This is a genomic window from Alteribacter natronophilus, assembly GCF_006007885.1.
Lineage (GTDB): Bacteria > Bacillota > Bacilli > Bacillales > Salisediminibacteriaceae > Alteribacter > Alteribacter natronophilus.
Genome location: NZ_VCRO01000005.1, coordinates 37,941 through 62,194, shown reverse-complemented (window position 1 = coordinate 62,194; position 24,254 = coordinate 37,941). Strand labels below are relative to the sequence as shown.

The 24,254-nt window shown below is 49.6% G+C and carries 25 protein-coding genes; 20 read left to right on the top strand and 5 right to left on the bottom strand.

The features are described from left to right. Positions 1-201: 201 nt before the first annotated feature. Positions 202-360 carry a DUF1540 domain-containing protein gene (locus FGB90_RS15410; protein WP_138811754.1) on the bottom strand — a complete coding sequence of 53 codons (159 nt, stop codon included), beginning with the start codon at positions 358-360 and terminating at the stop codon, positions 202-204. Between the two features lie 174 nt (positions 361-534). On the opposite strand from FGB90_RS15410, the gene ggt reads away from it, so the two are divergent. The 3 genes from ggt to FGB90_RS15395 are packed head-to-tail and all read left to right on the top strand — an operon-like array spanning position 535 to position 3,255. After that, positions 535-2,151 carry a gamma-glutamyltransferase gene (gene ggt / locus FGB90_RS15405; protein WP_138811753.1) on the top strand — a complete coding sequence of 539 codons (1,617 nt, stop codon included), beginning with the start codon at positions 535-537 and terminating at the stop codon, positions 2,149-2,151. Between the two features lie 25 nt (positions 2,152-2,176). Then, complete coding sequence (locus FGB90_RS15400; protein ID WP_138811752.1) at positions 2,177-2,725, top strand: chromate transporter; 549 nt, start codon at positions 2,177-2,179, stop codon at positions 2,723-2,725. Beyond that, positions 2,722-3,255: a chromate transporter gene (locus FGB90_RS15395; protein ID WP_138811751.1), complete on the top strand. Its 534-nt coding sequence runs from the start codon at positions 2,722-2,724 to the stop codon at positions 3,253-3,255. The genes FGB90_RS15400 and FGB90_RS15395 overlap by 4 nt, the downstream gene beginning before the upstream one ends. 78 nt (positions 3,256-3,333) lie before the next feature. On the opposite strand, the gene FGB90_RS15390 is transcribed toward FGB90_RS15395, so the two are convergent. Next, entirely contained in the window at positions 3,334-4,296 is a 963-nt protein-coding gene (locus FGB90_RS15390; protein ID WP_138811750.1) for an NADPH:quinone reductase, read from the bottom strand. A gap of 134 nt (positions 4,297-4,430) precedes the next feature. Then, a complete protein-coding gene (gene yfhS, locus FGB90_RS15385; RefSeq protein WP_138811749.1) occupies positions 4,431-4,652 on the bottom strand; it encodes a mother cell protein YfhS in 222 nt (73 codons plus the stop codon). Positions 4,653-4,789: 137 nt separating this feature from the next. Here yfhS and fabL point away from each other — a divergent pair, with 137 nt between their 5' ends. The 6 genes from fabL to FGB90_RS15355 all read left to right on the top strand — a co-directional run bounded on the left by fabL (position 4,790) and on the right by FGB90_RS15355 (position 10,227). Further along, on the top strand, positions 4,790-5,542 hold the full coding sequence (gene fabL / locus FGB90_RS15380) for an enoyl-[acyl-carrier-protein] reductase FabL (RefSeq protein WP_138811748.1): 753 nt from the start codon (positions 4,790-4,792) through the stop codon (positions 5,540-5,542). A gap of 127 nt (positions 5,543-5,669) precedes the next feature. After that, a complete protein-coding gene (locus tag FGB90_RS15375; protein WP_138811747.1) occupies positions 5,670-5,885 on the top strand; it encodes a gamma-type small acid-soluble spore protein in 216 nt (71 codons plus the stop codon). A 659-nt stretch (positions 5,886-6,544) separates the two neighbouring features. After that, complete coding sequence (locus FGB90_RS15370; protein ID WP_138811746.1) at positions 6,545-7,009, top strand: DUF3939 domain-containing protein; 465 nt, start codon at positions 6,545-6,547, stop codon at positions 7,007-7,009. Positions 7,010-7,079: 70 nt separating this feature from the next. Then, positions 7,080-7,607 (top strand): nucleoside tri-diphosphate phosphatase, encoded by a 528-nt coding sequence (gene ntdP / locus FGB90_RS15365; protein ID WP_138811745.1) that lies wholly within the window; start codon positions 7,080-7,082, stop codon positions 7,605-7,607. A gap of 137 nt (positions 7,608-7,744) precedes the next feature. Then, a complete protein-coding gene (locus tag FGB90_RS15360; protein ID WP_138811744.1) occupies positions 7,745-9,490 on the top strand; it encodes an ABC transporter ATP-binding protein in 1,746 nt (581 codons plus the stop codon). Between the two features lie 194 nt (positions 9,491-9,684). Then, entirely contained in the window at positions 9,685-10,227 is a 543-nt protein-coding gene (locus FGB90_RS15355; protein WP_138811743.1) for a hypothetical protein, read from the top strand. 188 nt (positions 10,228-10,415) lie between these two features. Here the strand turns inward: FGB90_RS15355 and FGB90_RS15350 are convergent, their stop codons facing one another. Next, entirely contained in the window at positions 10,416-11,495 is a 1,080-nt protein-coding gene (locus FGB90_RS15350; RefSeq protein WP_138811742.1) for an aromatic acid exporter family protein, read from the bottom strand. A gap of 271 nt (positions 11,496-11,766) precedes the next feature. Further along, entirely contained in the window at positions 11,767-13,053 is a 1,287-nt protein-coding gene (locus tag FGB90_RS15345; RefSeq protein ID WP_138811741.1) for a glutamate-1-semialdehyde 2,1-aminomutase, read from the bottom strand. Between the two features lie 179 nt (positions 13,054-13,232). Here FGB90_RS15345 and FGB90_RS15340 point away from each other — a divergent pair, with 179 nt between their 5' ends. The 11 genes from FGB90_RS15340 (at position 13,233) to FGB90_RS15290 (ending at position 24,254) form a co-directional block, all read left to right on the top strand. After that, the gene (locus FGB90_RS15340; RefSeq protein WP_138811740.1) at positions 13,233-14,246 is read left to right on the top strand and encodes an ABC transporter ATP-binding protein; all 1,014 of its coding nucleotides are present in this window, start codon (positions 13,233-13,235) and stop codon (positions 14,244-14,246) included. A gap of 4 nt (positions 14,247-14,250) precedes the next feature. Next, positions 14,251-15,042: an ABC transporter permease gene (locus tag FGB90_RS15335; RefSeq protein ID WP_138811934.1), complete on the top strand. Its 792-nt coding sequence runs from the start codon at positions 14,251-14,253 to the stop codon at positions 15,040-15,042. A 3-nt stretch (positions 15,043-15,045) separates the two neighbouring features. Continuing rightward, the gene (locus tag FGB90_RS15330; RefSeq protein WP_138811739.1) at positions 15,046-15,831 is read left to right on the top strand and encodes an ABC transporter permease; all 786 of its coding nucleotides are present in this window, start codon (positions 15,046-15,048) and stop codon (positions 15,829-15,831) included. A 433-nt stretch (positions 15,832-16,264) separates the two neighbouring features. Beyond that, a complete protein-coding gene (locus tag FGB90_RS15325; protein ID WP_138811738.1) occupies positions 16,265-16,693 on the top strand; it encodes a potassium channel family protein in 429 nt (142 codons plus the stop codon). 59 nt (positions 16,694-16,752) lie between these two features. Further along, positions 16,753-17,220: a thioredoxin-dependent thiol peroxidase gene (gene bcp, locus FGB90_RS15320; protein ID WP_138811737.1), complete on the top strand. Its 468-nt coding sequence runs from the start codon at positions 16,753-16,755 to the stop codon at positions 17,218-17,220. Between the two features lie 357 nt (positions 17,221-17,577). Beyond that, complete coding sequence (locus FGB90_RS15315) at positions 17,578-18,303, top strand: YveK family protein (protein ID WP_171051868.1); 726 nt, start codon at positions 17,578-17,580, stop codon at positions 18,301-18,303. Next, positions 18,284-18,949, top strand: a complete 666-nt coding sequence (locus FGB90_RS15310; RefSeq protein ID WP_171051867.1) for a CpsD/CapB family tyrosine-protein kinase — start codon at positions 18,284-18,286, stop codon at positions 18,947-18,949. The genes FGB90_RS15315 and FGB90_RS15310 overlap by 20 nt, the downstream gene beginning before the upstream one ends. Before the next feature lie 295 nt (positions 18,950-19,244). Further along, the gene (locus FGB90_RS15305; protein WP_138811734.1) at positions 19,245-21,089 is read left to right on the top strand and encodes a nucleoside-diphosphate sugar epimerase/dehydratase; all 1,845 of its coding nucleotides are present in this window, start codon (positions 19,245-19,247) and stop codon (positions 21,087-21,089) included. A gap of 30 nt (positions 21,090-21,119) precedes the next feature. Next, positions 21,120-21,998, top strand: coding sequence for a UTP--glucose-1-phosphate uridylyltransferase GalU (gene galU, locus FGB90_RS15300; RefSeq protein ID WP_138811733.1), 879 nt, complete (start codon positions 21,120-21,122; stop codon positions 21,996-21,998). A gap of 10 nt (positions 21,999-22,008) precedes the next feature. Next, positions 22,009-23,163, top strand: a complete 1,155-nt coding sequence (locus FGB90_RS15295) for a glycosyltransferase family 4 protein (RefSeq protein ID WP_138811732.1) — start codon at positions 22,009-22,011, stop codon at positions 23,161-23,163. Further along, on the top strand, positions 23,148-24,254 hold the full coding sequence (locus tag FGB90_RS15290; RefSeq protein ID WP_138811731.1) for a glycosyltransferase family 1 protein: 1,107 nt from the start codon (positions 23,148-23,150) through the stop codon (positions 24,252-24,254). The genes FGB90_RS15295 and FGB90_RS15290 overlap by 16 nt, the downstream gene beginning before the upstream one ends.

The window sequence follows — 24,254 nt, the reverse complement described above, 5'->3', positions numbered from 1 at the left end:
AAACGTGGTGACATGATACGATAAGCGCCGAATCGTATTAAAACCGGAGGGAAACGGGGTGAAATGATGCGATTAGCCCCGAATCGTATCATAACTCGAGGGTAACGAGGCCAAGTGATGTAACTCTCAACAATCAGGCCCCCTCGCTCAATCATTACAAAAAAACCTCCCGCGAAAAGCAGGAGGTTTTCCTTTTACAAACTAAAGCCCGGCAGGTTCGAACGTTTTACAGTCGGTTTCCTCCTGAGTGGAGGCGCTTTTCCCCTTGTGACTGACCACAAAGATCTCAGACGCTTCACACTTCTTTCCCTCTCTGTTATGCACGCAGTTGAACACTTCACAAAGAACATCCTGTGCCATCACGCTTCACCTCCCTTCCTGTTAGCTTCTGCCCGAAAAAAAGAAATATACTGGTGATTACCTGACAGTAAAGGGGATTTCGGACCTGGACTTCTGAATTTCCACACATTTCAATTTATTCGGAACCCGAAATATGGTAGGATGAATAAAAAGATTTGAGAGGGGCGTTTCACAATGGTTTCATTTGACAGTCAGCATTATCCATATGCTTCACAGAGAATGGTTACATACGCACAGAACGGGATGGTGGCAACATCCCAGCCACTTGCCTCCCAGGCAGGGCTTGATATTCTTAAAAAAGGCGGCAATGCCATTGATGCAGCGATAGCTACAGCTGCATGTCTGACAGTAGTTGAACCTACTTCAAACGGCATCGGCGGTGATGCCTTTGCACTTGTATGGACAAAAGGCGAGCTTCACGGTCTTAACGCCAGCGGTCCGGCTCCAAATGCTTTGTCCATTGACGCTGTTAAAGAAAAAGGCCACAAGGAAATGCCAACGTTCGGGTTAACGCCTGTAACTGTGCCTGGAGCACCTGCAGCATGGGCAGAGCTGTCGGAGAAATTCGGAAAACTCCCATTAAAGGACGTGCTGGCTCCGGCGGTTGAATACGCTCGAAAAGGCTATCCCCTCAGTCCGACACTTGCTTATTTCTGGAAGCGTGCCGAAGAGGCGTTCCGTAAAAAACTCGACGGGGAGGAATTTGCCCACTGGTTTACAACGTTTGCTCCTGACGGCCGGGCTCCTGAAGCCGGGGAAATGTGGAAGTCAGAAGAGCACGCCCGTACACTTGAGCTGATCGGGGAAACAAATGCCGAAGCGTTTTACAAGGGAGAACTGGCCGACCGGATTGACAGCTTTTCGAAAGAACACGGCGGCTTTATCCGCAAAGAGGACCTTGCTTCATACAAACCGGAATGGGTAAAGCCTATTTCAGTAAATTATAAAGGCTACGACGTCTGGGAAATTCCTCCGAACGGACAGGGTATTGTTGCGCTGATGGCGCTGAATATGCTGAAAGACGATGATTTTTCAGCCGGTCGTGATGATGCGGATACGCTTCACCGCCAGATCGAAGCAATGAAGCTTGCGTTTGCCGATGGTCACCGCTATGTGACGGAGGAATCGGAAATGAGTGTGACGAGTGACGCTCTTCTTTCCCCTGAATACGGGCGGGAGCGAAGAGACCTGATTGGCGAACATGCTATGTATCCGTCAGCAGGCGAACCTCCTAAAGGCGGAACCGTTTACCTTGCCACAGCGGATGGGGAAGGAAACATGGTTTCCTTTATCCAGAGTAACTACATGGGCTTTGGCTCAGGTGTGGTTGTACCGGAAACAGGTATTGCCCTTCAGAACCGGGGACACAATTTCAGTCTTGACCCCGAGCACGACAATGCGTTAAAACCAGGGAAGCGCACGTTCCATACGATCATTCCCGGCTTTTTGACGAAAGATAATGAAGCGGTTGGACCGTTTGGTGTGATGGGCGGATTTATGCAGCCTCAGGGTCACATGCAGGTCGTCATGAACACGGTGGACTTCGGCCTGAACCCACAGGCGGCACTGGATGCCCCGCGCTGGCAGTGGATGAAAGACCGGACCGTGATGTTTGAGCAGAGCTTCGGTGCTCCGGTAGCACAGCAGCTTACACGTAAAGGCCATGACATTCAGGTGGCTCATATGGGCGGCGGATTCGGCCGCGGCCAGATTATCTGGCGCAATCCTGAAACAGGTGTCCTTGCAGGCGGTACCGAATCACGGACCGACGGCAGTGTATCTGCCTACTAGAGATAAGTAAAGAGAGGGAACCAGGTTGACACAGGGACAGATTTTTATGGCTTTTTTCAGAATCGGGATGCTCGGCTACGGCGGTGGCCCGGCTTCCATTCCGCTTATTCATAAGGAAGTGGTGGAAAAATACAAGTGGATGAAAGACGAGGAATTCTCGGACATCCTGGCTATGGGAAACACACTGCCGGGACCGATTGCCACGAAAATGGCCGGCTACATCGGCTACCGGGTTGCGGGGACCGCAGGCATGCTCAATGCGATCGCCGCTTCGGTGGTGCCAACCGTGGTGCTCATGATTGTCCTCCTCGTCTCACTCGCCTCGTTCAGAGAATATCCGTGGGTACAGGGTATGACGAATGGCGTCCTGCCGGTTGTAGGTGTGATGCTTGCTGTGCTCACGTGGCAGTTTTTCACAAAGTCACGGGAAGGACTCGGCTTAGGGTGGAGCCTTCTTCTGGTAATCCTGAGTGCTCTTCTCATTACAGCACTCGGGCTGCATCCGGCCTTTGTGATCGCCGGCCTGCTTCTCTTTGTATTTCTGAAACGTACGAAGGGAGGCGGTGACGCATGACTTACTGGGAAATCTTTCTTGCATTTTTTATTCCTGGGATCGTGGGGTACGGCGGTGGCCCGGCTACCATACCGCTCATTGAATATGAAGTGGTGCACCGTTACGACTGGATGACTGTGGAGGAGTTCGGTGAGGTTCTTGCACTGGGTAACGCTCTTCCCGGGCCAATCGCCACGAAAATGGCGGGATATATCGGATTCGTGGAGGGCGGCATCCTCGGGGCTGCTGTCGGGCTTTTCGCCACGATCGCTCCGTCGCTGATCCTGATGATCGCGCTTCTTGGTATTCTTTATAAGTTTAAGGACTCACCGAAAGTAAAGCTGCTCAGCATGATTGTACGCCCCACGATTGCAGTTCTTCTTGGTATTATGGCGTTCCGCTTTTTTGAGACGTCCTATTTTGATAACGGAATCGTTCAGACAGTGATTCTTGTAGGGGTAAGTTTTCTCCTGCTGGAAAAATGGAAGGTGCATCCCGCGTTTGTGATTCTGGGATCGCTCGTATACGGGGCTTTGTTTCTGGCTCCTTAGCTGATTCGTTAAAGGACAGCATGTAAAAACTGCACGGCAGATCGAAAGCTGATCTGCCGTGCGGTTTTTTATATAAAGTCAGGGTACGAGTACAAGATTGCCGTTGTATTTTTTTGCCTCCAGATCCTCGTGTGCCTGTGAGGCTTCTTCAAAGGAATAGGTTGCAGCCAGGTGAGGAGTAATTGTTCTGTCGTTGAGCATCGTACTGATCGCTTCTCCTGCATGACGGAGTTCCTCAGGCGGTGCAGTGAACAGAAGAACGCCCATCAGTGACGCGTGCTTCTGGTTCAGTTTGCGCCATGGAAGCTGTGGGGCGTTGTTTTCAGGAGATCCGATGGTCACAATACGGCCGCCTGTTTTAATCATTTCAAGATCACTTTCCATGTTCTCACTGAGGGACATGTCGAGTATGACGTCAACACCCATATCCCCGGTTAGATCAACGACCTTTTCCACAGTATTTTCCTCGTGGTAAAGAATGACATCATCAGCGCCGGATTCTTTGCAGAGGTCCTTCTTCTCTTCCGAACCGGCAGTGGCAATCACAGTGGCACCAGCCAGTTTAGCAAGCTGGATGGCCGCGTTCCCTACTGACCCTGCACCTCCATAGATCAGCACCGTTTCGTCTTTTTTCAGTCCAGCCCGGTAATGGAGGCTCAGGTGGGCAGTCATAAACGCCATTGCGACTGCTGCTCCTTCAGCTTCCGTTATATGGGGAGGGATGAGAAAGAGTTTCTCCGATGGAACAGCCACGAATTCTGCAGCAGTACCCGGTACATTTGTTGCCCAGACACGGTCGCCCACTTTCATGTTCGTCACTTTGCTTCCCGTCTCTACGACAGTGCCTGCGAGATCAAAGTGCGGAACCGATGGAAAATCGGCTACAGGCCGGATCCCTTTCCGAAAGTATGTATCGACCGGATTAATACCGCTTGCCCCGACTCTCACCAGAACATCGTTTTCACTTACTTCAGGTTTTTCCTTTTCAATGACTTCCAGGACTTCGGGTCCGCCGTAACGGCTGAATGCAACAGCTCTCATTGAAATTCACTCTCCCTTTTTTCTTCTATTTTACACCATCTCCATCATCGTTTGTGTTCCCGTTTTACCCACATAAAAAACCAGGACAGCTGTGCTGCCCCGGGTTAAACGGTGCCGGTTTCCCGGTTGATGATTCAGTCGTAATGCACCCGGCTGCCGCTCGTCCAGTCGGCCTCCTGACGCATTCCGCCGCGGCTGATAATTTCCTTAACGATTTCCCTGTGAATCGTCAGCCCTTCCGAATTGAGATACGGGGCAATCTGCTGCAGATTATGGTGAAAAAAAGCAAGCTCCTTATCAGACCAGTCCTGCTTTCCCATCATGGATAATTCAGTCATATCCCGACCTACATACATTTCAGTCATCCCCTTTTCCGGTTTAAGCGTTTCTGCACCGTCATGTGTTAGTGTTTCTAGAGTGAAGTGGACATATGCGATATAATGAAGTGCAGTGAAGTACATACAAGCCAGTAAAGGAAACAGGAGGAAATGAAATGAGCGAAAAAAAAGTTGCCCTGATTACGGGAAGCAGCCGTGGTATTGGAAAAAGAATTGCCGAAAAACTGGCCGGTCAGGGATATAACATTGTTATTAACTATGCAAGAAGCCGAAGCAAGGCAGAGGAAACGGCAGAAGAAATCCGTGCGCTCGGAGCTGAAGTGCTGACAGTTAAAGCCAATATTGCAAAACAGGACAAAGTGGCGGATATGTTTGCTCAGATCGATGAGCATTTCGGCCGTCTGGATGTTCTTGTTAACAACGCAGCATCAGGTGTTCTGCGTCCGGTAATGGAGCTGGAGGAATCACACTGGGACTGGACAATGAACATTAACAACAAAGGCATGCTGTTCTGTTCCCAGGAAGCCGCCCGGCGGATGGAAAAAAGCGGTGGCGGGGCGATCGTGAGCCTGAGCTCTCTCGGTGCTGAACGATACCTGAAAAATTACACCACGGTTGGTGTTTCCAAAGCGGCAGTAGAGGCGCTAACACGTTATCTGGCAGTGGAACTGGCGCCAAAAGGAATCCGGGTCAATGCCGTATCCGGCGGCGCAGTGGACACGGACGCACTGACACACTTCCCGAACAGGGACGAACTGCTCGAAGAATCCCGTAAACGAACACCGGCCGGCCGGATCGTGGAACCGGACGATCTGGCTGACGCAGCTGTTTTTCTTCTTTCCGATAAAGCAAAAATGATCTGCGGGCAGACTGTAATTGTAGACGGAGGCATTTCCCTTCTGACTTAAAAAAGATGCTTGTTTTAGGGATGCGAATTCACAGTAAAACCTGCCATAACAATTAATTTTATCCGCTGATTTTTTCAGGATAAAATCCACCCCACAGGACAAGATAATGTTTGTGGAGGTGATACTCATGCGTAAGCAAAACCAGCAACAGCAGCAGGCTCAACGTCAAGCTGCTCAAACAAACGCTCAAAAAGTGCAGCAGCAAAACGCTCAGAACCAGCACAACCAGGAGTTCGCGAGCGAAACAGATGCTCAGCAAGTAAAACAGCAGAACCAGGCTTCTGCTCAACGTAAAGGTCAAGCATCTGCTCAGCAGCAACAACAAGGACGTCAGCAGCAGTAACACCTGCTATTGACCAGTCCGGCGCGCTTTGTCCCCCGTGGACAAAGCGCGTTTTTTATTCCCACCGACCTGCCCCGCCGTAAGATCCGGCAGGGAGGGCGGGTTCACACGCCCGGAAAGCCGGATCTTACGGCGGGTCTGCTGTGCAGAGCACAGCAGGCGCAGGCAAAAGCCTGCGGCAGAGCGGAGGGAATAAAAAACGCGCGCCGCCACCTACGAAAAAAAGCGCCTCACAACCAGTCAAGAGCCCCCCACCATCCGCGAGCCGCAAGGCGAGCGGTGAGAATTGTTCACACGCCCGGAAAGCCGGATCTTACGGCGGGTCTGCTGTGCAGAGCACAGCAGGCGCAGGCAAAAGCCTGCGGCAGGGCGGAGGGAATAAAAAACGCGCGCCGCCACCTACGAAAAAAAGCGCCCCAAAACCAGTCAAGAGCCCCCCACCATCCGCGAGCCGCAAGGCGAGCGGTAAAACTCAATGGCATGTTTACATACCGGAAAGCCGGAGCCGCAAGGCGGCCGGGAAGACCAGACGACGTACACACACCTTGCAGCGTCCATCTTTTGTTTAAAATTGACTGAATCAATAGTATAATAAGAAAAATAACAGAATTTTAAAGGCAGCGTATGTGGTTCCCGTACTCAATAAGGGAGGGAAGTCTGTGTGGTTCAAAAAGCCTAAAGGTGGAAACAATCGTAAGGAGATCAAAGAACCTGAAATCAGAGAAATTCACATCGATGAAATGCGTCAGGCAGTCAACGCCTATGCAAAACAGTTGAATCCTGCTCTATCTTTGCGTACGATCATTAAGGATAACAATGAAATCGACTGTCACCTTCTCTACGACCAGCTCAATTGCAAACCGGACCGGCCTTTTTACATGTCGAAGGAAACCTTTGAGATATTCGAAGATCCCGACTATCCGAGGTGGATTGATCAATGCCAGGTGGCATGTGATCAGTACTATCTGGAAAAAGGCACAGAACCGGTTGCAGAAGACGACCCGAAAAGGAAAGTGAGCATTTACAAGATCAAGGATTACTTAAGGGAAGAGCCGCCCATTGATCTTTACCTGCACCCCCATGACCGGATGGTCACACATCGTGAGCCGGAGGAAAAAAAGTAAAGTCGTGTTTTTGAATGTTAAAGGGAATAGGCGTCCTGGAATGTTCGACACAGAAGAAAGGAGTAGAACATTGAGTTTTCCCATGAATGGCAGCAGCATACAGGTTCACAGCTACAAGCATAATGGCCATATTCATCGCATCTGGGAAGAAACCATTGTTCTGAAAGGGACGTCCCATGAAGTCATCGGCGGCAACGACCGGATTTTGGTAAAAGAATCGGATGGACGCCAATGGAGGACGAGAGAACCTGCAATATGTTATTTCACTGCGCATCACTGGTTCAATGCAATCGGTATGATACGAAATGACGGCATATATTATTACTGCAACCTGGGGACCCCTTTTACGTATGATGAGGAAGCACTCAAGTACATTGATTATGATCTGGATATTAAGGTATATCCGGACATGACGTATAAGCTTCTGGACGAGGATGAATATGCAATGCACAGCAGGAGGATGAATTACCCTAAAGAGGTGGACGCCATCCTCCGCCACAGTGTGGATGAGCTGGTCCAGTGGATCAGCCAGAGAAAAGGCCCGTTTGAACCCGGGTTTATTGAATACTGGTACGAGCGTTTTCTTCAGCACCGCTGATAGAACACCCGGCCCCCGGCTGACGCCCTGCGTAGGCCGGTTTCTTTTTTTCACAAAAATACCTGACAAAGCGTTCTGCACCCATGGGAACACTAGTCATAACGCACGTTTATCAGACAGGAAGTGATCGACCGCAAATGGACAGTATTAAACGTTATCTCAAATTTGTAAAACCATACTGGAAACAGATTCTCATAACCGTCATAATCGGAATGCTCAAGTTCGGCATCCCGCTGATTATCCCGCTTTTAATGAAAATTGTCATCGATGATATTGTCGGAGCGGAGGACCTTACGACCGGTGAGCAGCTGAGCGAGCTTTACTGGCTTATGGGAATTGTCTTTTTTATTTTTCTTTTTATCCGCCCGCCCGTGGAATATTACCGTCAGTATTTTGCCCAGTGGACCGGAAGTAAAATCCTGTACGATATCCGGAACCAGCTGTTTACCCACCTCCAGAAGCTGAGTCTCCGATTTTACTCGAACAACAAATCAGGAGAGGTAATTTCACGTGTCATCCACGATGTGGAGCAGACGAAGAACTTTATCATTACCGGAATGATGAACATCTGGCTCGATATGTTCACGATCATTGTAGCCATCATCATCATGCTCACAATGGATCCGTGGCTTACGCTTGTGGCAGTGGCATTACTGCCGTTTTACGGCCTCGCCATCAAGTACTTTTACACCCGGCTCCGCTTTTTGACCCGTGAGCGGTCACAGGCTCTTGCGGAAGTCCAGGGACACCTTCATGAGCGGCTCCAGGGTATGAACGTAATCCGGAGCTTTGCTCTGGAAAACCATGAAGAACGTCAGTTTGACAAAAGGAACGAAAACTTCCTTTCAAAAGCGCTGAACCACACCCGCTGGAACGCAAAAACGTTCGCAGTAATCAACACCCTGACAGACCTTGCACCGGTACTCGTTATTGCTGTTGCCGGAACGCTGGTAATCCAGGGGAACGTAACGGTCGGAACGATGGTGGCCTTTGTCGCTTACATGGACAGGCTTTACAACCCGCTTCGCCGACTCGTAAACTCCTCAACCACACTCACCCAGTCGATTGCATCCATGGACCGGATGTTTGAACTGGCAGACGAGGCTTACGACATTGAGGACAAAAAGAACGCCGTTCCGATGAAGAACCCCCGAGGGGAAGTTACGTTTGACCACGTGTTCTTCAATTACGAGCAGAACGATGAACTCGTCCTGAAAGATCTTCACTTTCATGTGAAGAGTGGTGAAACGATCGCCATTGTCGGTATGAGCGGCGGCGGGAAAAGTACGATCATGAGCCTGATTCCCCGCTTTTACGACGTGAGTGACGGGAGGATTCTCATCGATGGTAAAGATGTCCGTGACTACAAAGTGCGTACCCTGAGGGACCGGATCGGGATGGTGCTTCAGGATAATATTATTTTCAGTGAATCAATCAGGTTCAACATACTCATGGGGCGCCCGGATGCCACAGAGGAAGAAGTGATTCAGGCTGCCAAAGCAGCCAATGCCCACGACTTCATTATGGACCTGCCTGACGGATACGACACAAGCATCGGCGAACGGGGAGTGAAGCTCTCCGGAGGCCAGAAACAGCGTGTGGCCATCGCCCGCGTGTTTTTGAAAAGCCCTGAGATCCTCGTGTTCGACGAAGCGACGTCCGCTCTCGATCTTGAGAGCGAACAGCTTATTCAGGACTCGCTCTTCCAGCTCGCCAAAGACCGGACAACCTTTATTGTTGCTCACCGCCTGTCCACCATTACCCACGCCGACCGGATTTTTCTCATCGAAAACGGCCGCCTTGTGGAAGAGGGCAGTCACGTCGAACTTATGGCGAGAGGCGGAGCCTACCACCGCCTTTTCCAGGTGCAGCAGCTGCAGTAGGGAGTGGAATTGGACTGTTGGCATAAAAGCCTTTTATCAGCAGACAACAGGATTACCACAATACTTCAACTTAAAATAACAAACAAAATCGCCTGGTGATTAAGTCAGGCGATTTTTTGTGTGCACTTTAAGGGGAATGGTTTTTTGTGTTAAAATCAACGATGATTTTGAATAGAAAGAAAAAGGGGAGAAGTATGAATTTAATTAAGCTATGCCTGATCGTTTTGTCGTCAGTTGCTTTTTTAGCCGGGTGTTTTCGGGAGCAGTCATTTGAAGAGTTTTTTCATGAAGAAATGGAAAGGTATGAGGACAGAGGGGAACGTCCGTATACACTTGTACATCATGAAGAAAATGTTGTTCAGGAAGATGATGCTATTGCCGTATTTGAGGAAACAAACCCTAATGGCGAACAGATATTTATCGCTTACTTCGAAATTGATAACGGCAGCTGGAGATGGGGGCAGACAACCGGAGCCGAATGGGAAGACTTTGTGAACTGGTCAGTGACATCCAATTTTCCATACATATATGCAGGGGCTACCCAGGATGAAATGATTTCTGAAGTACATGTAGGAGACGAGAGAGCGGAAATTATCGAAGTTGAAAATGAAAAGAGATACTGGTTCAGTATTCACAATCAGGATGATCTGGATGTAAAGTTTGTTATGGAAGATGGGACGGAGGAATATGTGGAATGGCTTGACTACGATTCGCTGGAAAACGAATATGGTTCCTGATTCATAGTTAAATACTAATTACGTTACGGGCCATGCTCCTTAAGAGTATAAAAAACATTGATAACATACAAAAGAAACAAGCTAAATCATTTCTGATTTAGCTTGTTGATAATTGTACCTCTGCACTGCACACATTAAGGAAAAGGGCGGTGCTTTTTTTCTGATTTCCACACTGCAGTCGGATGCTGTTACGAATCCCGTTCGGAAATCTTCACTTCATTATCTTCTTTATGATACTTAAAGAAGCTGTCAACGAGACGGTCTAGATGTTCCAGCTCCTCGCTGTATTCGACTATGAGAGCCACTACAGGGAAGAAGTGAATCCAGTCGTCCCTGTCCATTCCCTTGTCTTCGTGAAGTCTGAAGAAAATGTCCGTGAGCTGCCGTTTGCCGATATCCACTTCCTCATACAGTTCATCGGTCGTCTGGGGACGGACCTTGCCTTTATATTTAAGCATGATCCGTTCGTGATAATTTGTCAGGTCATCGAGCTGGTCACGGATAAAGTCCTGAAGTTCATCGGGCATACGCTGCATGTTGTTTTCATGCCGGCTCAGACTCCGGAGAATATCGAGTGACTTCTTGGACGAGTAGAGCATCTGGCGAAAAAGCACAACTTTACGCATGCGCGGATACTCATTTTTCTTAAAATATGTCCGCTCGTCCTTGTATAAAAGAAGAATATTGTCCATTTTGACCATGGCATCCTTCAGTTTCTTCAGATCTTTTTTCAGTGTGTTGTATTCTGCTTCATGCCGGGTCAGCAGACGGATCCACTGAATGATTTCCTCGTTTGCATCGGTAATCTTGTGATAAAGATGATTCTCGTGCTTAGGCGGCAGGAAAATCATGTTCACGAGAAACGACGCACCGACCCCGATCATAACAAGGAAGAATCGGGATGCAGCGAATTCAATGAAATTTTCCGACGGTGCCTCCATGATAATAATAGCGGTGACAACGGCAAGCGGGATAATCTGCTCTTTGCCTAGTTTCAGGTTAATGGCAATCACCAGCACTACAACAACACCTACGACAAAAGGTTCATGACCGAATGACAGTACAAAAATAACTGCAAGCACGGCACTGATGATATTCGCCTGAACCTGGTCCAGAATTGTCATAAAGCTCCGGTAGACTGACGGCTGCACGGCGAAAACAGCTGCCATGGCTGCGTATACAGCCGGCTCCAGTCCCAGCCATGTTGCAATATAGAGGGCGAGAGTGATCGCCAGGCCTGTTTTAAAAATTCGTGCGCCAAGCCTCATAGTTTTCGGATGTTCCTTTCTATCTGAAGCAGCCAGTAGAGTAAGGCCTGCTTTCCTTTTAGTTTTTGCCAGTCGGGTAAACGAGCAGCACTTTAAAAAACGTATGACAGTAACTCAAGTAATATACAACGGTTCCCCGGATCTGGCAAGTGCACTGATGTACACACAGTTTTCCACTTGAGTGTTTTTGTAAACACACCTTGATCCCAGTGGGCTGTAAAAAAGCAGAAGCTCCGGGAACAGGGCTTCTGCTTTTAAATCAACGTGTATGCTACAGTCTTGCGAAGGCGTAATCGACTGCTTTAAGTGTTTCTTCTATATCCGCTTTCGTATGAGCGGTGGTGAGGAACCATGCTTCGTACTTGGACGGTGCAAGGTTTACTCCCTGACTGAGCATGAGTCTGAAGAAACGGGCAAACATTTCCCCGTCGCTGTTCTCCGCTTCATCGTAGTTGACCACGCCGTCAACGCCGAAGTAAATAGTAAGTGCCCCTTTAAGGCGGTTCAGTGTTATTGGCACATCGTGTTTTGCCGCGTGCCTTTGGATTCCTTCTTCAAGCATGGCGCCAAGCTCGTCGAGGTGGGCGTAAACACCTTCTTCTTTCAGTACTTCGAGACACGCAATCCCGGCACGGATCGAAGCCGGGTTCCCTGCCATCGTTCCCGCCTGGTACGCAGGTCCGAGGGGGGCCACTTTTTCCATAATATCCTGACGTCCGCCGTACGCCCCGATCGGCAGGCCGCCGCCGATAATTTTTCCCAGTGCAGTCATGTCGGGCTCCACGCCGCAGTAGTTCTGTGCACCGCCGTACATAAAGCGGAACGCGGTGATTACTTCGTCATAAATGACGAGGGCACCTGCATCGTGTGTAATCTCGTTAACCGCTTCTAAAAATCCTTCGGCGGGCTCGACAATACCGAAGTTTCCGACGATCGGCTCCACGAGGACACCGGCAATTTCCTCACCCCAGCGGTCCATCGCCGTACGGAAGGCGTCGATGTCATTAAACGGCACCGTAATTACTTCTTTGGCGATATTCTTTGTCACCCCGGCGGAGTCCGGACTGCCGAGAGTGGCCGGGCCCGATCCGGCAGCTACAAGCACCAGGTCCGAGTGACCGTGGTAGCAGCCGGCAAATTTGATGATTTTGTCGCGGCCTGTATAGGCCCGCGCCACCCGGATCGTCGTCATCACTGCTTCTGTCCCGGAGTTGACGAACCGTACTTTTTCAAGTGAAGGGATCGCTTCCTTCAGCATGGAGGCAAATTTGTTTTCATACCGCGTTGGTGTCCCGTAGAGCACACCGTCCGCTGCTGCGTCCTGGATCGCCCTCGTTACATGGGGATGGGCATGGCCGGTGATGATCGGGCCGTACGCTGCAAGATAGTCAATGTAACGGTTGCCGTCCACGTCCCAGAAGTATGCACCTTCCGCACGGTCCATAAATACAGGTGATCCGCCGCCCACTGCCTTAAATGAGCGTGACGGGCTGTTCACACCGCCGAGAATATGTTCCTGGGCAGCTTCATTCAGCCGCTCTGACTCTGTGAATTTCATATGTACTCCTCCTCTAAACATCATCTATCCCTCATTCTAGCACACCGATCAACCTCTTCTTCCGGGAAAAAAAGGAATCACTTGTTTACGGTCTACGGGTCCGGTCTGTTGAAGGAACCGGACGCTTCCGGTACACTAATAAGGCTGTGAAAACGCAGAAAGGAAAGGAGAAATGTCCGATGAACGTAATCGATGTTCACGGACTGCGGAAGGAATTCAAGTCTTATTCCAGCCGGAAGGGGCTGGGCGGTGCTTTCCGCGATCTGTTAACACGCAACTATACGGTGCTCCGCGCCGTTGATGATATCGATTTACAGGTGAAGCAGGGGGAGATGGTGGCCTACATAGGAGAGAACGGTGCAGGTAAATCGACGACCATTAAAATGCTTACCGGAATTTTAACCCCCACCGCCGGGGAAGTGCAGGTAAACGGGATGGACCCTCACCGCCAGCGGGAGGCCTTTGTCCGCACGATCGGAGTGGTGTTCGGACAGCGGTCCCAGCTCTGGTGGGACATCGCCGTCCAGGAGTCGTTCCGGCTGCTGAAAAAAGTGTACCGGCTCTCCGACGAGCACTACGACACTCATATGAAGCAAGTCATCGAAACGCTTGAGATTGAGCCGCTCCTGGACAAACCGGTCCGCAAGCTCAGTCTTGGTCAGCGGATGCGCTGTGAACTGGCAGCGGCGCTCATCCACAATCCGCCGCTTCTTTTTCTCGACGAGCCGACAATCGGCCTCGACGTGCTCGTGAAAATGAAGATCCGGGAGTTTTTAAAGGAAATCAACCGCAAGTACAAAACGACGATCCTCCTTACCACCCACGATTTGAGCGACATCGAAGCGCTCTGCGACCGAGTCGTGCTGCTCGATGAAGGGCGGATCATTTACGATGGAGGTCTCGAAGCGCTCCAGAACAACTGGGTCGAAGGGAAACAGGTGGAGTTTGAGTTTCAGAAGCCCGTGGCAAAAGAAGAGCTGGAGCAGATTACTGCAGAATTCCCCGTGAAATGGCGCGCGGCGGAAAAGCTCCGCGGGTGGAAGGCGACTGTGGAGGGAGACGATGACACGGTCTCAAAAGTAATGAGTGTGGTCATGAGTCACCATTCCATCAGCGACGTGAAGCTCAACCAGGTGTCCACCGAGGAGATTATCCGCAACATCTACGAAGAGGGAATGCACCGCCATGGGTAGCAGGATCAGTATGTATCTGGAAATGCTACGGATCCGGTTTTTAATGATGCTTGCGTACCGGACGAACTATTACAGCGGAATTCTTATTTACAGCATCAATATCGGCGCCTACTACTTTCTGTGGCAGGCGATTTACGGCGGTCAGGAGTCGATCCAGGGGCTGAGCGTCGTGCAGATGACCACCTATGTGGCGATTGCCTGGATGGCACGTGCGTTTTACTTTAACAACATCGACCGCGAAATTGCCCAGGAGATTCAGGAGGGAAAAGTGGCGGTGGAGATGATCCGCCCGTACAACTATCTGGGAATGAAAACGATGCAGGGCCTCGGTGAAGGACTGTTCAGGCTGCTGTTTTTCTCGGCACCGGGAATGGTCATCGTCTGGCTGGCGTTTCCGATCAGCTTTTCAGCCGAGGTGTCGGTCTGGGGCTTTTTCTTCATCTCGCTCATATTCAGTTTTATCGTGAACACCCAAATCAACCTGCTTACAGGTATTTTAACGTTTTTCCTTCTATATAACACCGGCCTGATCCGGGCAAAGCGTGTGGTCATTGATCTGTTTTCCGGACTGCTTCTGCCGATCAGTTTTTACCCGCTGTGGGCCCAGGACATCATGGCGTTCCTGCCGTTTCAGGCGATCAGCTACATTCCGTCCATGATTTTTACGGAAGGCTTCACAGGCGGGGAAGTGTACTCGGCACTGTTTCAGCAGGCAGTCTGGTGTCTGATTCTGATTGTACCGATTCAAATACTATGGGTCACGGCCAGGCGCCGGCTCATCGTGCAGGGAGGGTAGCCTGTGTTTTACGTATCGATCTTTTTCCAGTACGCTTCACAGTATATGAAAACCCGGCTCACCTACCGGTCTGACCTAGTGGTCGAGCTGTTCTCGGACATCCTTTTCCAGGCGGTGAACCTCATCTTCATCCTCGTCGTATTCGGTCACACGACGCTTCTGAGCGGGTGGAGCCGTGAGGAAATCATCTTTATCTACGGTTTTTTCCTCGTGCCGTATGCCATTTTCAGTTCGTTCTTTAACATCTGGGATTTTAACGAGCGGTACATCGTCAAAGGGGAAATGGACCGGGTGCTAACCCGACCAATTCACAGCCTGTTCCAGATTATCATTGAGCGGATGGAGCTTGAATCCATGTTCGGTGTGATTACCGGTGTGGCGATTATGTTTTACGCCGGTTCACAGCTCGGTCTGACTGTAAGCTGGTACGATCCGTTTATGTTCATCCTGATGGTGGCAGGCGGGGCACTGATTTACGCGGGGATCTTCATCATCCTTGCGAGCATCAGCTTCTGGTCCGACTCGCGTACCGACATTATGCCGATGATGTACAACATCGGCAACTATGGCCGGTACCCGGTGGATATCTACAACCAGGTAATCCGTTACGTGCTGACGTGGATTCTGCCGTTTGCGTTCGTCGGCGTGTATCCGGCTGCCTTTTTCCTCGGCCGGGATGAGTGGTACTTTTATGCCTTTTTGACTCCTGTGATGGGGCTCGTGTTTATTACGATCGCCGTATTCGCCTGGAACGAAGGCGTCAAGCGGTACCGCGGGGCGGGGAACTAGGCCTGGCTTCGCGGAACGGTTCTTTTTGAGGGGGAGGGGAGCGGTTTTTAAGCTAAGGACAATAAAAGCTGCCTAAGGACAATAAAAACTGCCTAAGGACAATAAAATTTCCCTAAGGACAATAAAATTTCCCTAAGGACAATAAAAACTCCCTAAGGACAATAAAAGCTGCCTAAGGACAATAAAAACTCCTTAAGGACAATAAAAGCTGCCTAAGGACAATAAAAGCTGCCTAAGGACAATAAAAACTCCTTAAGGACAATAAAAGCTGCCTAAGGACAATAAAAACTCCTTAAGGACAATAAAAGCTGCCTAAGGACAATAAAAATTCCCTAAAGACAATAAACCACCCGCTTTCCCAGCAGCACCCCACTCAGGGTTCCTGTCCTAAACCACCACCTGTCCACATAAACTGGACAAGGAGGTGAATCGGATGGGAACCCTTCTCTTATGGCTCGTCACCCTGACATCCATCACAGGAATCGTTATGAGCATGCTGCTGCTTATACGCAATCAGCCGCCACAGAGGCGGCGTGTGTCCTTTAAGAACTTTCTCGTACTTCTGCTCGTATACGCGACTGTTATAACCGGCTTCGGGTGTCTTTACCTGAGCCTTCACTTTAAAGGATTTCCGGTTCTTGTGGAAGGGGCCGGCCGCCTCGAGGGTCCCCTCGTACACCTTGTGGAGGACGTGATGTATTTCAGCGCAGTTACGCTTTTGACCGTCGGCTATGGGGATATCACTCCCCAGGGGATCGGCCGCTGGATTGCCATGATGCAGGCGCTCATCGGATATCTGCTCCCGGCAGCGTTCGTTGTCACCACAGTAGTCTATAACGAGAACAGACCAAAACGTTTGTAGCTCCGCTCATTCTTGGGTATCCTTATAGGTGAACAAATCAGGAATGAGGAGTGATACATATGACAGCAGAAGTTGGACAGAAAGCACCGGAATTTACCCTTCAGGCAAACGACGGAAAAACTGTTAACCTTTCTGATTACAAAGGCAAATACGTTGTTCTCTATTTTTATCCTAAAGACATGACACCGGGCTGCACGACGCAGGCGTGTGACTTCCGTGACAATCAGGAATCCTTCGAGGAACTAGATGCCGTCATCCTCGGCGTCAGTCCGGATCCGGTTGACCGCCATGAGAAGTTCATCGACAAGCACGGTCTTCCGTTTCAGCTCCTTGCAGACGAAGATCACAAAGTTTCGGAAGAATACGGCGTCTGGAAGCTGAAGAAAAACTTCGGCAAGGAATACATGGGGATCGAACGCTCCACATTTGTCATCGACAAAGAAGGAAACATCATCAAAGAGTGGCGCAAAGTGAAAGTAAAGGGACACGTGGAGGAAGCGCTGGACTTCCTTAGAGAACAAAAATAAGAAGAAACGCTCCCGGCAGGGGGCGTTCTTCTTTTTTAAGGAAATCAAAATTGGTTTAGTCTAGATAGTATTACCTAATCCCCAAGGGCAAAAATCAGAGAAAACACCTCATGCAGGACTAATCTGCGCTTCAGCTCCTGAAAAACCAGGAAAATATCACCACTAAATTTCAGAATATTGTTGACATGTTCTTTATCAAGAACTAGAATGGATAGTATCAAATCAAAAGTTACTATCCGGCAGTAAGGGGAACCTAGTAATCAGCAGTCGCAGTGACAGACTAATAATAAACCCGTTCGATATGTAGAACAAAACAAAACAGAACAGCCATTACCCCTTGCAAAGAAGGTGAACCGCTTGCAGACGAATGCAAACAAAGAGATTGAAATTAAAAGAATCTACAGCCTTCTGAAAAAACGTCTTTGGATAATCATACTTTTTGCCGCAGTTACCACATCTGCCGGATACATGTATCACCAGTCCATTCAGCCGGAGCCGGTTTACGATTCCACAGCGCGGATCATGATTCCGGAAAGTTCCGGTTACATGAACACACTCAGAGTGTTCATTACTGAACCGCCGGTCATGGAGGCTGTCATCAGTGAACTGGATCTCGGCATGTCACCGGATGCTCTCAGCTCACGAATTGATGTTACTGCAGTGAGTGACTCACAGATCGTTATGATTACCGCAAGAGCGGGCAGTCCGGAAATGGCAGCAGCGATCGCCAACACCACTGCTGAGCAGTATCAGGAAGTGGTGGCTGAAACACTTGGTTTTACCGATGTTGAACCACTGTCAGCAGCTTCCTACAGCGCAAATCAGCTCCCGATTAATCCGACAAGCAGCAACATAATCTACGCTGCAGCAATATTCGGGGTTTTCACGGCTGTCGGCTTTATCTTTCTCCTTGACAGCATCGACAACCGTGTAAGACACCGGCGTGAAGTGGAAAAAATGCTCCAGGTTCCTGTGATCGGGGATGTATCTAAAATGACCAGGCGTACCATGCAGCTGTCCAGGAGACAGAAAAAAGCCCATGCAGTAAGAGGTGAAACCATTGGTGAATCTACTAAAGGATAGAAGGATTCCGCAGCTTGCCACGAATCCCCGATCAAGAATTTCGGAGGAATTTGACCGGATCCGTCTCAATATCGAGTTCGCCAGTTATGAAATCAGCACAAAGACGATTCTCGTCACTTCCCCGGGATACAACGAGGGTAAATCAACAGTCATTGCCAATATGGCCCTTAATCTTGCAGTGAGCGGCAAGTCCGTTCTCCTGATCGACATTGATGTTAAGGATCCTTCTGTTCATAAAATCTTCCGGGTAAAGAATACAGTCGGACTCACCAACGTTCTCTCCGGTCAGAAAAATGTGGAGGATGTCATCAACCAGACGGACAATGCCCGACTGAAGATCATCACGACCGGTCCTGTGCCTTATGATCTTGATGCCCTGCTTCAGTCCAGAAAAATGGACGAGCTTCTGAGCCGATCCTCCCGGGAATACGATTACGTCCTTCTTGATTCTCCTCCGGTGCTGGAGGGGGAAACAGCCAAGATCGTTGCAGGGCGCTGCGATGGTGCCATCATGGTTCTCAGAGTCAAGCGGACAGAGGATGAAGTTGCTCTGGAAGCAAAAAAGATCCTGGAGATGACCAATACAAAACTGTTCGGCATTATTATGAATGCCCGCAGACGCAGTTTCTTTTCCAGGAAGGAATAGAAATTCCGGTTAAATACGGCTATTTTTTTAACAGTTTTGTTCTTTATTACGAACCAAAAGACGTTATATTGTTCGCTTTCGGGAATGTCTCCTTACCGTTACCAACGGAGGCACTCGGCCATGCTGTGGGCTAATCAGCCTTAGATGCTAGTCATCGGTAGTGTGGCGTGAGGACGGGTTGAATGCCCGGTTCATTTAATGTTTTTTGCGGTCCGGATCGATGTTCAGGATGATCCGGGCTGTTCTAAAGCATTAAATGAGCAAAACGATAGTGATAAAAAAAGGAGGGATTTATATGGCTTATAAAAGCAGAGTATCGCTGCTTGTGCTAGTAGACGCGCTGCTGATTACAGGAGCAGTGATCCTGAGCAGCCTTCTGCTGAATCAGTCAGTGTCGTCGGTTCTGGTGATTTCCGGTTTCATACTCATCGGCTGTCATTTTTTCTTTTCCTATAAGTACAAGCTCTACAAAAAAGCCTGGGAATACGCCAGTACCGGAGAATTGATGATCATCCTGAAAACGGTGTCCCTCTCGGTTCTATTAACGGCTGTGGCACAGGCGCTGATCACTCAGACGGTTCATATCAGGTTTCTCGTTGTCGTCTGGCTTCTTCAGCTGTTTGCAATTGGCGGAACGCGGTTTGCCTGGCGCATGTTCAGGGATTCGTACCTGGTAAACCGGGAAGAAGAGAAAAAACGGACACTCATCGTCGGAGCAGGTGCTGCGGGGACGATGATTGCCAGGCAGCTTCTGAACAAAAGCCAGAGTAACCTGCACCCGGTCGCATTTGTGGATGATAACCCCAGGCTTCACAACCTGGATATCCTCGGTGTTCCTGTAGCAGGTGGGACTGAGGAAATTGAGAAAACAGTAAAGCAGTTAAACATTGAAAATATCGTAATTGCGATTCCTTCACTGAAAAAGAAAGAGCTGAAACACATCTTCAGAGAGTGCAGTAAGACGCCGGCAAAAACGCAGATTCTTCCTCTGATTGAAGATCTCGTCTCAGGCAAAGTCTCCATCTCTCAATTCAGGGAAGTGAAGGTGGAGGACCTCCTCGGACGTGAACAGGTGAAACTCGATATTGAAGGAATATCCAAACAGCTTTCAGGCCGTGTCGTACTGGTGACGGGTGCTGGAGGATCAATCGGCTCGGAAATCTGCCGTCAGATCACACGATTCAAACCCGAAAAGCTCGTTCTGCTTGGTCACGGGGAAAACAGCATCTATTCGATTGAGATGGAGCTTAAAGCACATTTTGGTCACCATAACATTCAGTACGTCACAGAGATTGCCGACATCCAGGATGAAGAGAAGATCCATCAGATCATGAAGGTTCATAAGCCGTCCATCGTTTATCACGCAGCTGCACATAAGCACGTCCCGCTCATGGAACGTAACCCTGAGGAAGCGGTCAAAAACAATATGATCGGAACACGGAATGTCGCTCTTGCCGCAGCCGATCATCACGTTTCTTCTTTCGTCATGATTTCCACTGATAAGGCGGTAAACCCCACAAGCGTGATGGGAGCGAGCAAACGGCTTGCGGAAATGATCGTCCAGCAGATGAACCTGCAAAGCAGGACGAACTTTATCACGGTTCGCTTCGGTAACGTCCTGGGGAGCCGCGGAAGTGTGATTCCTTTATTTAAGAAACAGATTCAGAATGGCGGACCGGTCACCGTCACCCATCCGGATATGGTCCGTTACTTCATGACAATTCCAGAGGCATCCAGGCTTGTGCTGCAGGCAGGGAGCCTGGCAAAAGGCGGTGAAACATTCGTCCTTGATATGGGTGATCCTGTAAAAATTGTGGATCTTGCGAAGAACCTCATCAAGCTTTCCGGGTACTCAGAAGATGAAGTAGGGATCACCTACACGGGAATGAGGCCCGGGGAAAAACTGTTTGAAGAACTGCTGAATGACCATGAAGTTCATGAAGAGCAGATCTATCCGAAAATTCACATTGGAAAAACATCGCAGGTGCTGATTCGTGAAATCGAAAATCTGATAGTCACCTACGACCGGTTAAGCAAAAATGAGCTGCGGAATGAACTGCTTTCTCTGGCTAATTATAAACCGGAAGAAAACGGGGAACCGGCCGGAAAAGAAAAAGAAATGGTACCGGTGGAAGTGTAAGGCACTGTATATTTCAGGGGAGGGAATCATGTGAGAGTAAAAAAAGCAATCATTCCGGCGGCAGGACTCGGTACACGTTTTCTGCCGGCCACAAAGGCGATGCCAAAGGAAATGCTGCCGATTGTGGACAAGCCCACCATTCAGTACATTGTCGAGGAAGCTGTAGCATCAGGCATCGAGGACATCATTATCGTAACCGGGAAAGGAAAGCGGGCGATCGAGGATCATTTCGACAACTCCTTTGAACTCGAGCAGACACTGCTGAAAAAAGGAAAGACAGTGCTTCTGGATGAAGTACAGAAATCATCGAAAATGGTGGACATCCACTACATACGCCAGAAAGAGCCGAAAGGACTTGGGCATGCCATCTGGTGTGCACGTAAGTTCATCGGAGACGAGCCGTTCGCAGTGCTGCTCGGTGACGACATCGTCCAGGCAGAAAAACCGTGCCTGAAGCAGCTTATCGAACAGTACAGTCATTACAACGCGTCAGTGCTTGGCGTTCAGTCGGTACCGGATCATGAAGTATCCCGTTATGGAATTGTAGCCGGCCAGAAGCTGAGAGAACGATTTTACAGTGTCAGCCACCTTGTGGAAAAGCCGGCTCAGGAAGAGGCACCTTCCAACCTGGCAATTCTGGGCAGGTATATACTGAACCCGGCCATCTTTGACATCCTCGGAACACAGCAGCCGGGCTCAGGAGGCGAAATTCAGCTGACTGATGCGATCGACCGTCTGAAGCTTCAGGAAGCTGTCTACGCCTATGATTTCAGAGGAACCCGCTACGATGTGGGAGAGAAAATGGGCTTTATAAAAACGATGATCGATATGGGACTGCAGCGGGAGGATCTCCGCCATGAGCTTCTCGATTACCTGACTGAAGTGATGGAACAGCAGCTCGTCAAATAGGAGGCCCGCCATGCAGAAGAAAATCCTTCTTTGCGCAACGGTCGATTATCACTTTAAAGCTTTTCATCTTCCATACATGAAATGGTTTAAGGAACAGGGATGGGAGGTTCACGTGGCAGCATCAGGAACGATGAAGCTTCCCTACACCGATGTAAAGTACGACATTCCGATCCAGCGCTCTCCGTTCCGGCTGGCAAACCTGGGAGCACTTCGGGAGCTGAGGGCGATCGTGGACCGGGAACAGTTCGCGATCGTGCACAGTCACACCCCCCTTGGCGGTGTCATTGGCAGACTCGCAGCAAGGCGTGCCCGGAAAAACGGGACAAAAACATTCTATACGGCTCATGGGTTCCACTTCTGTAAAGGAGCACCTGCTGCGAACTGGCTCTGCTACTATCCGGTGGAAAAGCTCCTGGCGAATTTAACCGACTGCCTCGTGACGATCAACGAAGAAGATTACGAGAGAGCAAGAATGCACCGGTTATCGGCGGGGACAATCGCCCATGTACACGGTGTCGGGGTGGACACGGAAAAGTACCGTCCGGCTGATGAATACGAGCGCTGCGAGATACGTAAGGAACTGGGGTATTCAGAGAGCGATCTGCTGCTTTTTTACGCAGCAGAGTTTAATAAAAACAAAAATCAGCAGTTCCTTATTCATTCATTAGCTTTACTTAAAGACGAGCTCCCCGGAGCTCGTCTTCTGCTTGCCGGGGAAGGGGCGCTTGAAAAGGAGTGCAGAGCGCTGGCCGGAAAACTCGGCGTCTCGGACCGGGTAGATTTTCTCGGCTTCAGAAAAGACATTGTGAGGATTCTTCCTGCATGTGACATTGCGGTCGGCTCGAGTTTCCGGGAAGGCCTGCCGGTTAATATCATGGAAGCGATGTCGTGCGGCCTGCCTGTATTGGCCACCGAAAACCGCGGCCACTGTGAGCTCATTAAACAGGGCGTAAACGGCTGGACGGTGCCGCCTGACAATCATCAGGCCTTCGCAGAAAAACTCACGCTTCTCACCCGGGACGAAAAACTGCGCCGTACACTCGGGGAACACTCCCGGGCACGCATGATGGAGCGGTATTCCCTGAACCTGGTTCTAAACGAAAATAAACAGCTCTACAGAAAGTACATGAATGAAATGGAGGAGGCTGTGTGGGCAATCCAGTAAGAGTATTACACGTAGTTGTGAATATGAACAGGGGAGGCGCCGAAACCCTCCTCATGAACCTTTACAGAAACATCGACCGCTCAAAAGTACAGTTTGATTTTCTCACGTGCAAAGAAGGGATGTTCGACAGTGAAATTGAGAGTATGGGAGGGCGGATTCACAGGATTCCATATATCACGGAAGCCGGCCATTTTGGATTTCAGAAAGCGCTGAACAGCTTTTTCTCAGCTCATCCGGAATACTCGATCGTTCATTCCCATCTGGATAAAATGAGCGGGATTGTGCTGAGAGAAGCGAAGCGGAACGGACTTAAAGTACGAATTGCCCACAGCCATAATACGGGAAGCGAAGGCAATGCAGCAGTAAAACTGTACAAATGGTATGCAGGAAAACAAATTGACCGTTCGGCAACTCATTTTTTTGCCTGTTCTGATCTGGCGGGAAGATGGCTGTTTAACAGTGCGGGTGAACGCAATTTCCGGATTCTTAAAAATGGAATCAGGTGTGATGAGTTTGCCTACTCGGAACACGCGCACCAGGAAGTAAGAGAAGAGCTGGGTCTTCAGAAGAACGACTTTGTAATTGGACATGTGGGCAGGTTTAATCATCAGAAAAACCATGCCTATCTGATCGATTTGTTTGTGGAGATCAGGAAAACAATACCCCGGGCCAAATTAATTCTGGCCGGAGATGGGGATTTGAGAACAAAAATTGAAAAAAAGGTAAACAGCAGTGAATTCGCAGAGGACGTCCATTTTCTCGGTGTGAGACAGGACATACAGCGACTGCTTCAGGGCATGGATCTGTTTCTGTTTCCCTCCCTTCATGAAGGGCTCCCGGTCACTCTGGTGGAAGCCCAGGGAGCAGGGCTTCCCTGCCTGATCTCAGACGTAATTTCACGTGAAGTGGATATGGGCGCGGGGCTCGTCCGGTTTCTTCCTTTGCATGACCGCTCAAGGTGGATCGATGAAGTGAGAAAAATGGCAGAGATACGCCCTGATCGGAACCTGTCACACCAGCCTCTGGCAGCAAGCGGGTATGACATCCGTCACACAGCCGATTGGTCACAGGGATTCTATCTCACCGTGTAA

Excerpts from the sequence above, each read along its gene's own strand:
- FGB90_RS15295 (WP_138811732.1), top strand. The coding sequence starts at position 22,009 with ATGCAGAAGAAAATCCTTCTTTGCGCAACGGTCGATTATCACTTTAAA.
- FGB90_RS15360 (WP_138811744.1), top strand. The coding sequence starts at position 7,745 with ATGGACAGTATTAAACGTTATCTCAAATTTGTAAAACCATACTGGAAA.
- FGB90_RS15340 (WP_138811740.1), top strand. The coding sequence starts at position 13,233 with ATGAACGTAATCGATGTTCACGGACTGCGGAAGGAATTCAAGTCTTAT.
- FGB90_RS15375 (WP_138811747.1), top strand. The coding sequence starts at position 5,670 with ATGCGTAAGCAAAACCAGCAACAGCAGCAGGCTCAACGTCAAGCTGCT.
- fabL (WP_138811748.1), top strand. The coding sequence starts at position 4,790 with ATGAGCGAAAAAAAAGTTGCCCTGATTACGGGAAGCAGCCGTGGTATT.
- FGB90_RS15390 (WP_138811750.1), bottom strand. The coding sequence starts at position 4,296 with ATGAGAGCTGTTGCATTCAGCCGTTACGGCGGACCCGAAGTCCTGGAA.
- FGB90_RS15325 (WP_138811738.1), top strand. The coding sequence starts at position 16,265 with ATGGGAACCCTTCTCTTATGGCTCGTCACCCTGACATCCATCACAGGA.
- FGB90_RS15350 (WP_138811742.1), bottom strand. The coding sequence starts at position 11,495 with ATGAGGCTTGGCGCACGAATTTTTAAAACAGGCCTGGCGATCACTCTC.
- bcp (WP_138811737.1), top strand. The coding sequence starts at position 16,753 with ATGACAGCAGAAGTTGGACAGAAAGCACCGGAATTTACCCTTCAGGCA.
- FGB90_RS15345 (WP_138811741.1), bottom strand. The coding sequence starts at position 13,053 with ATGAAATTCACAGAGTCAGAGCGGCTGAATGAAGCTGCCCAGGAACAT.
- FGB90_RS15355 (WP_138811743.1), top strand. The coding sequence starts at position 9,685 with ATGAATTTAATTAAGCTATGCCTGATCGTTTTGTCGTCAGTTGCTTTT.
- FGB90_RS15395 (WP_138811751.1), top strand. The coding sequence starts at position 2,722 with ATGACTTACTGGGAAATCTTTCTTGCATTTTTTATTCCTGGGATCGTG.
- yfhS (WP_138811749.1), bottom strand. The coding sequence starts at position 4,652 with ATGTATGTAGGTCGGGATATGACTGAATTATCCATGATGGGAAAGCAG.
- ggt (WP_138811753.1), top strand. The coding sequence starts at position 535 with ATGGTTTCATTTGACAGTCAGCATTATCCATATGCTTCACAGAGAATG.
- FGB90_RS15305 (WP_138811734.1), top strand. The coding sequence starts at position 19,245 with ATGGCTTATAAAAGCAGAGTATCGCTGCTTGTGCTAGTAGACGCGCTG.
- FGB90_RS15410 (WP_138811754.1), bottom strand. The coding sequence starts at position 360 with ATGGCACAGGATGTTCTTTGTGAAGTGTTCAACTGCGTGCATAACAGA.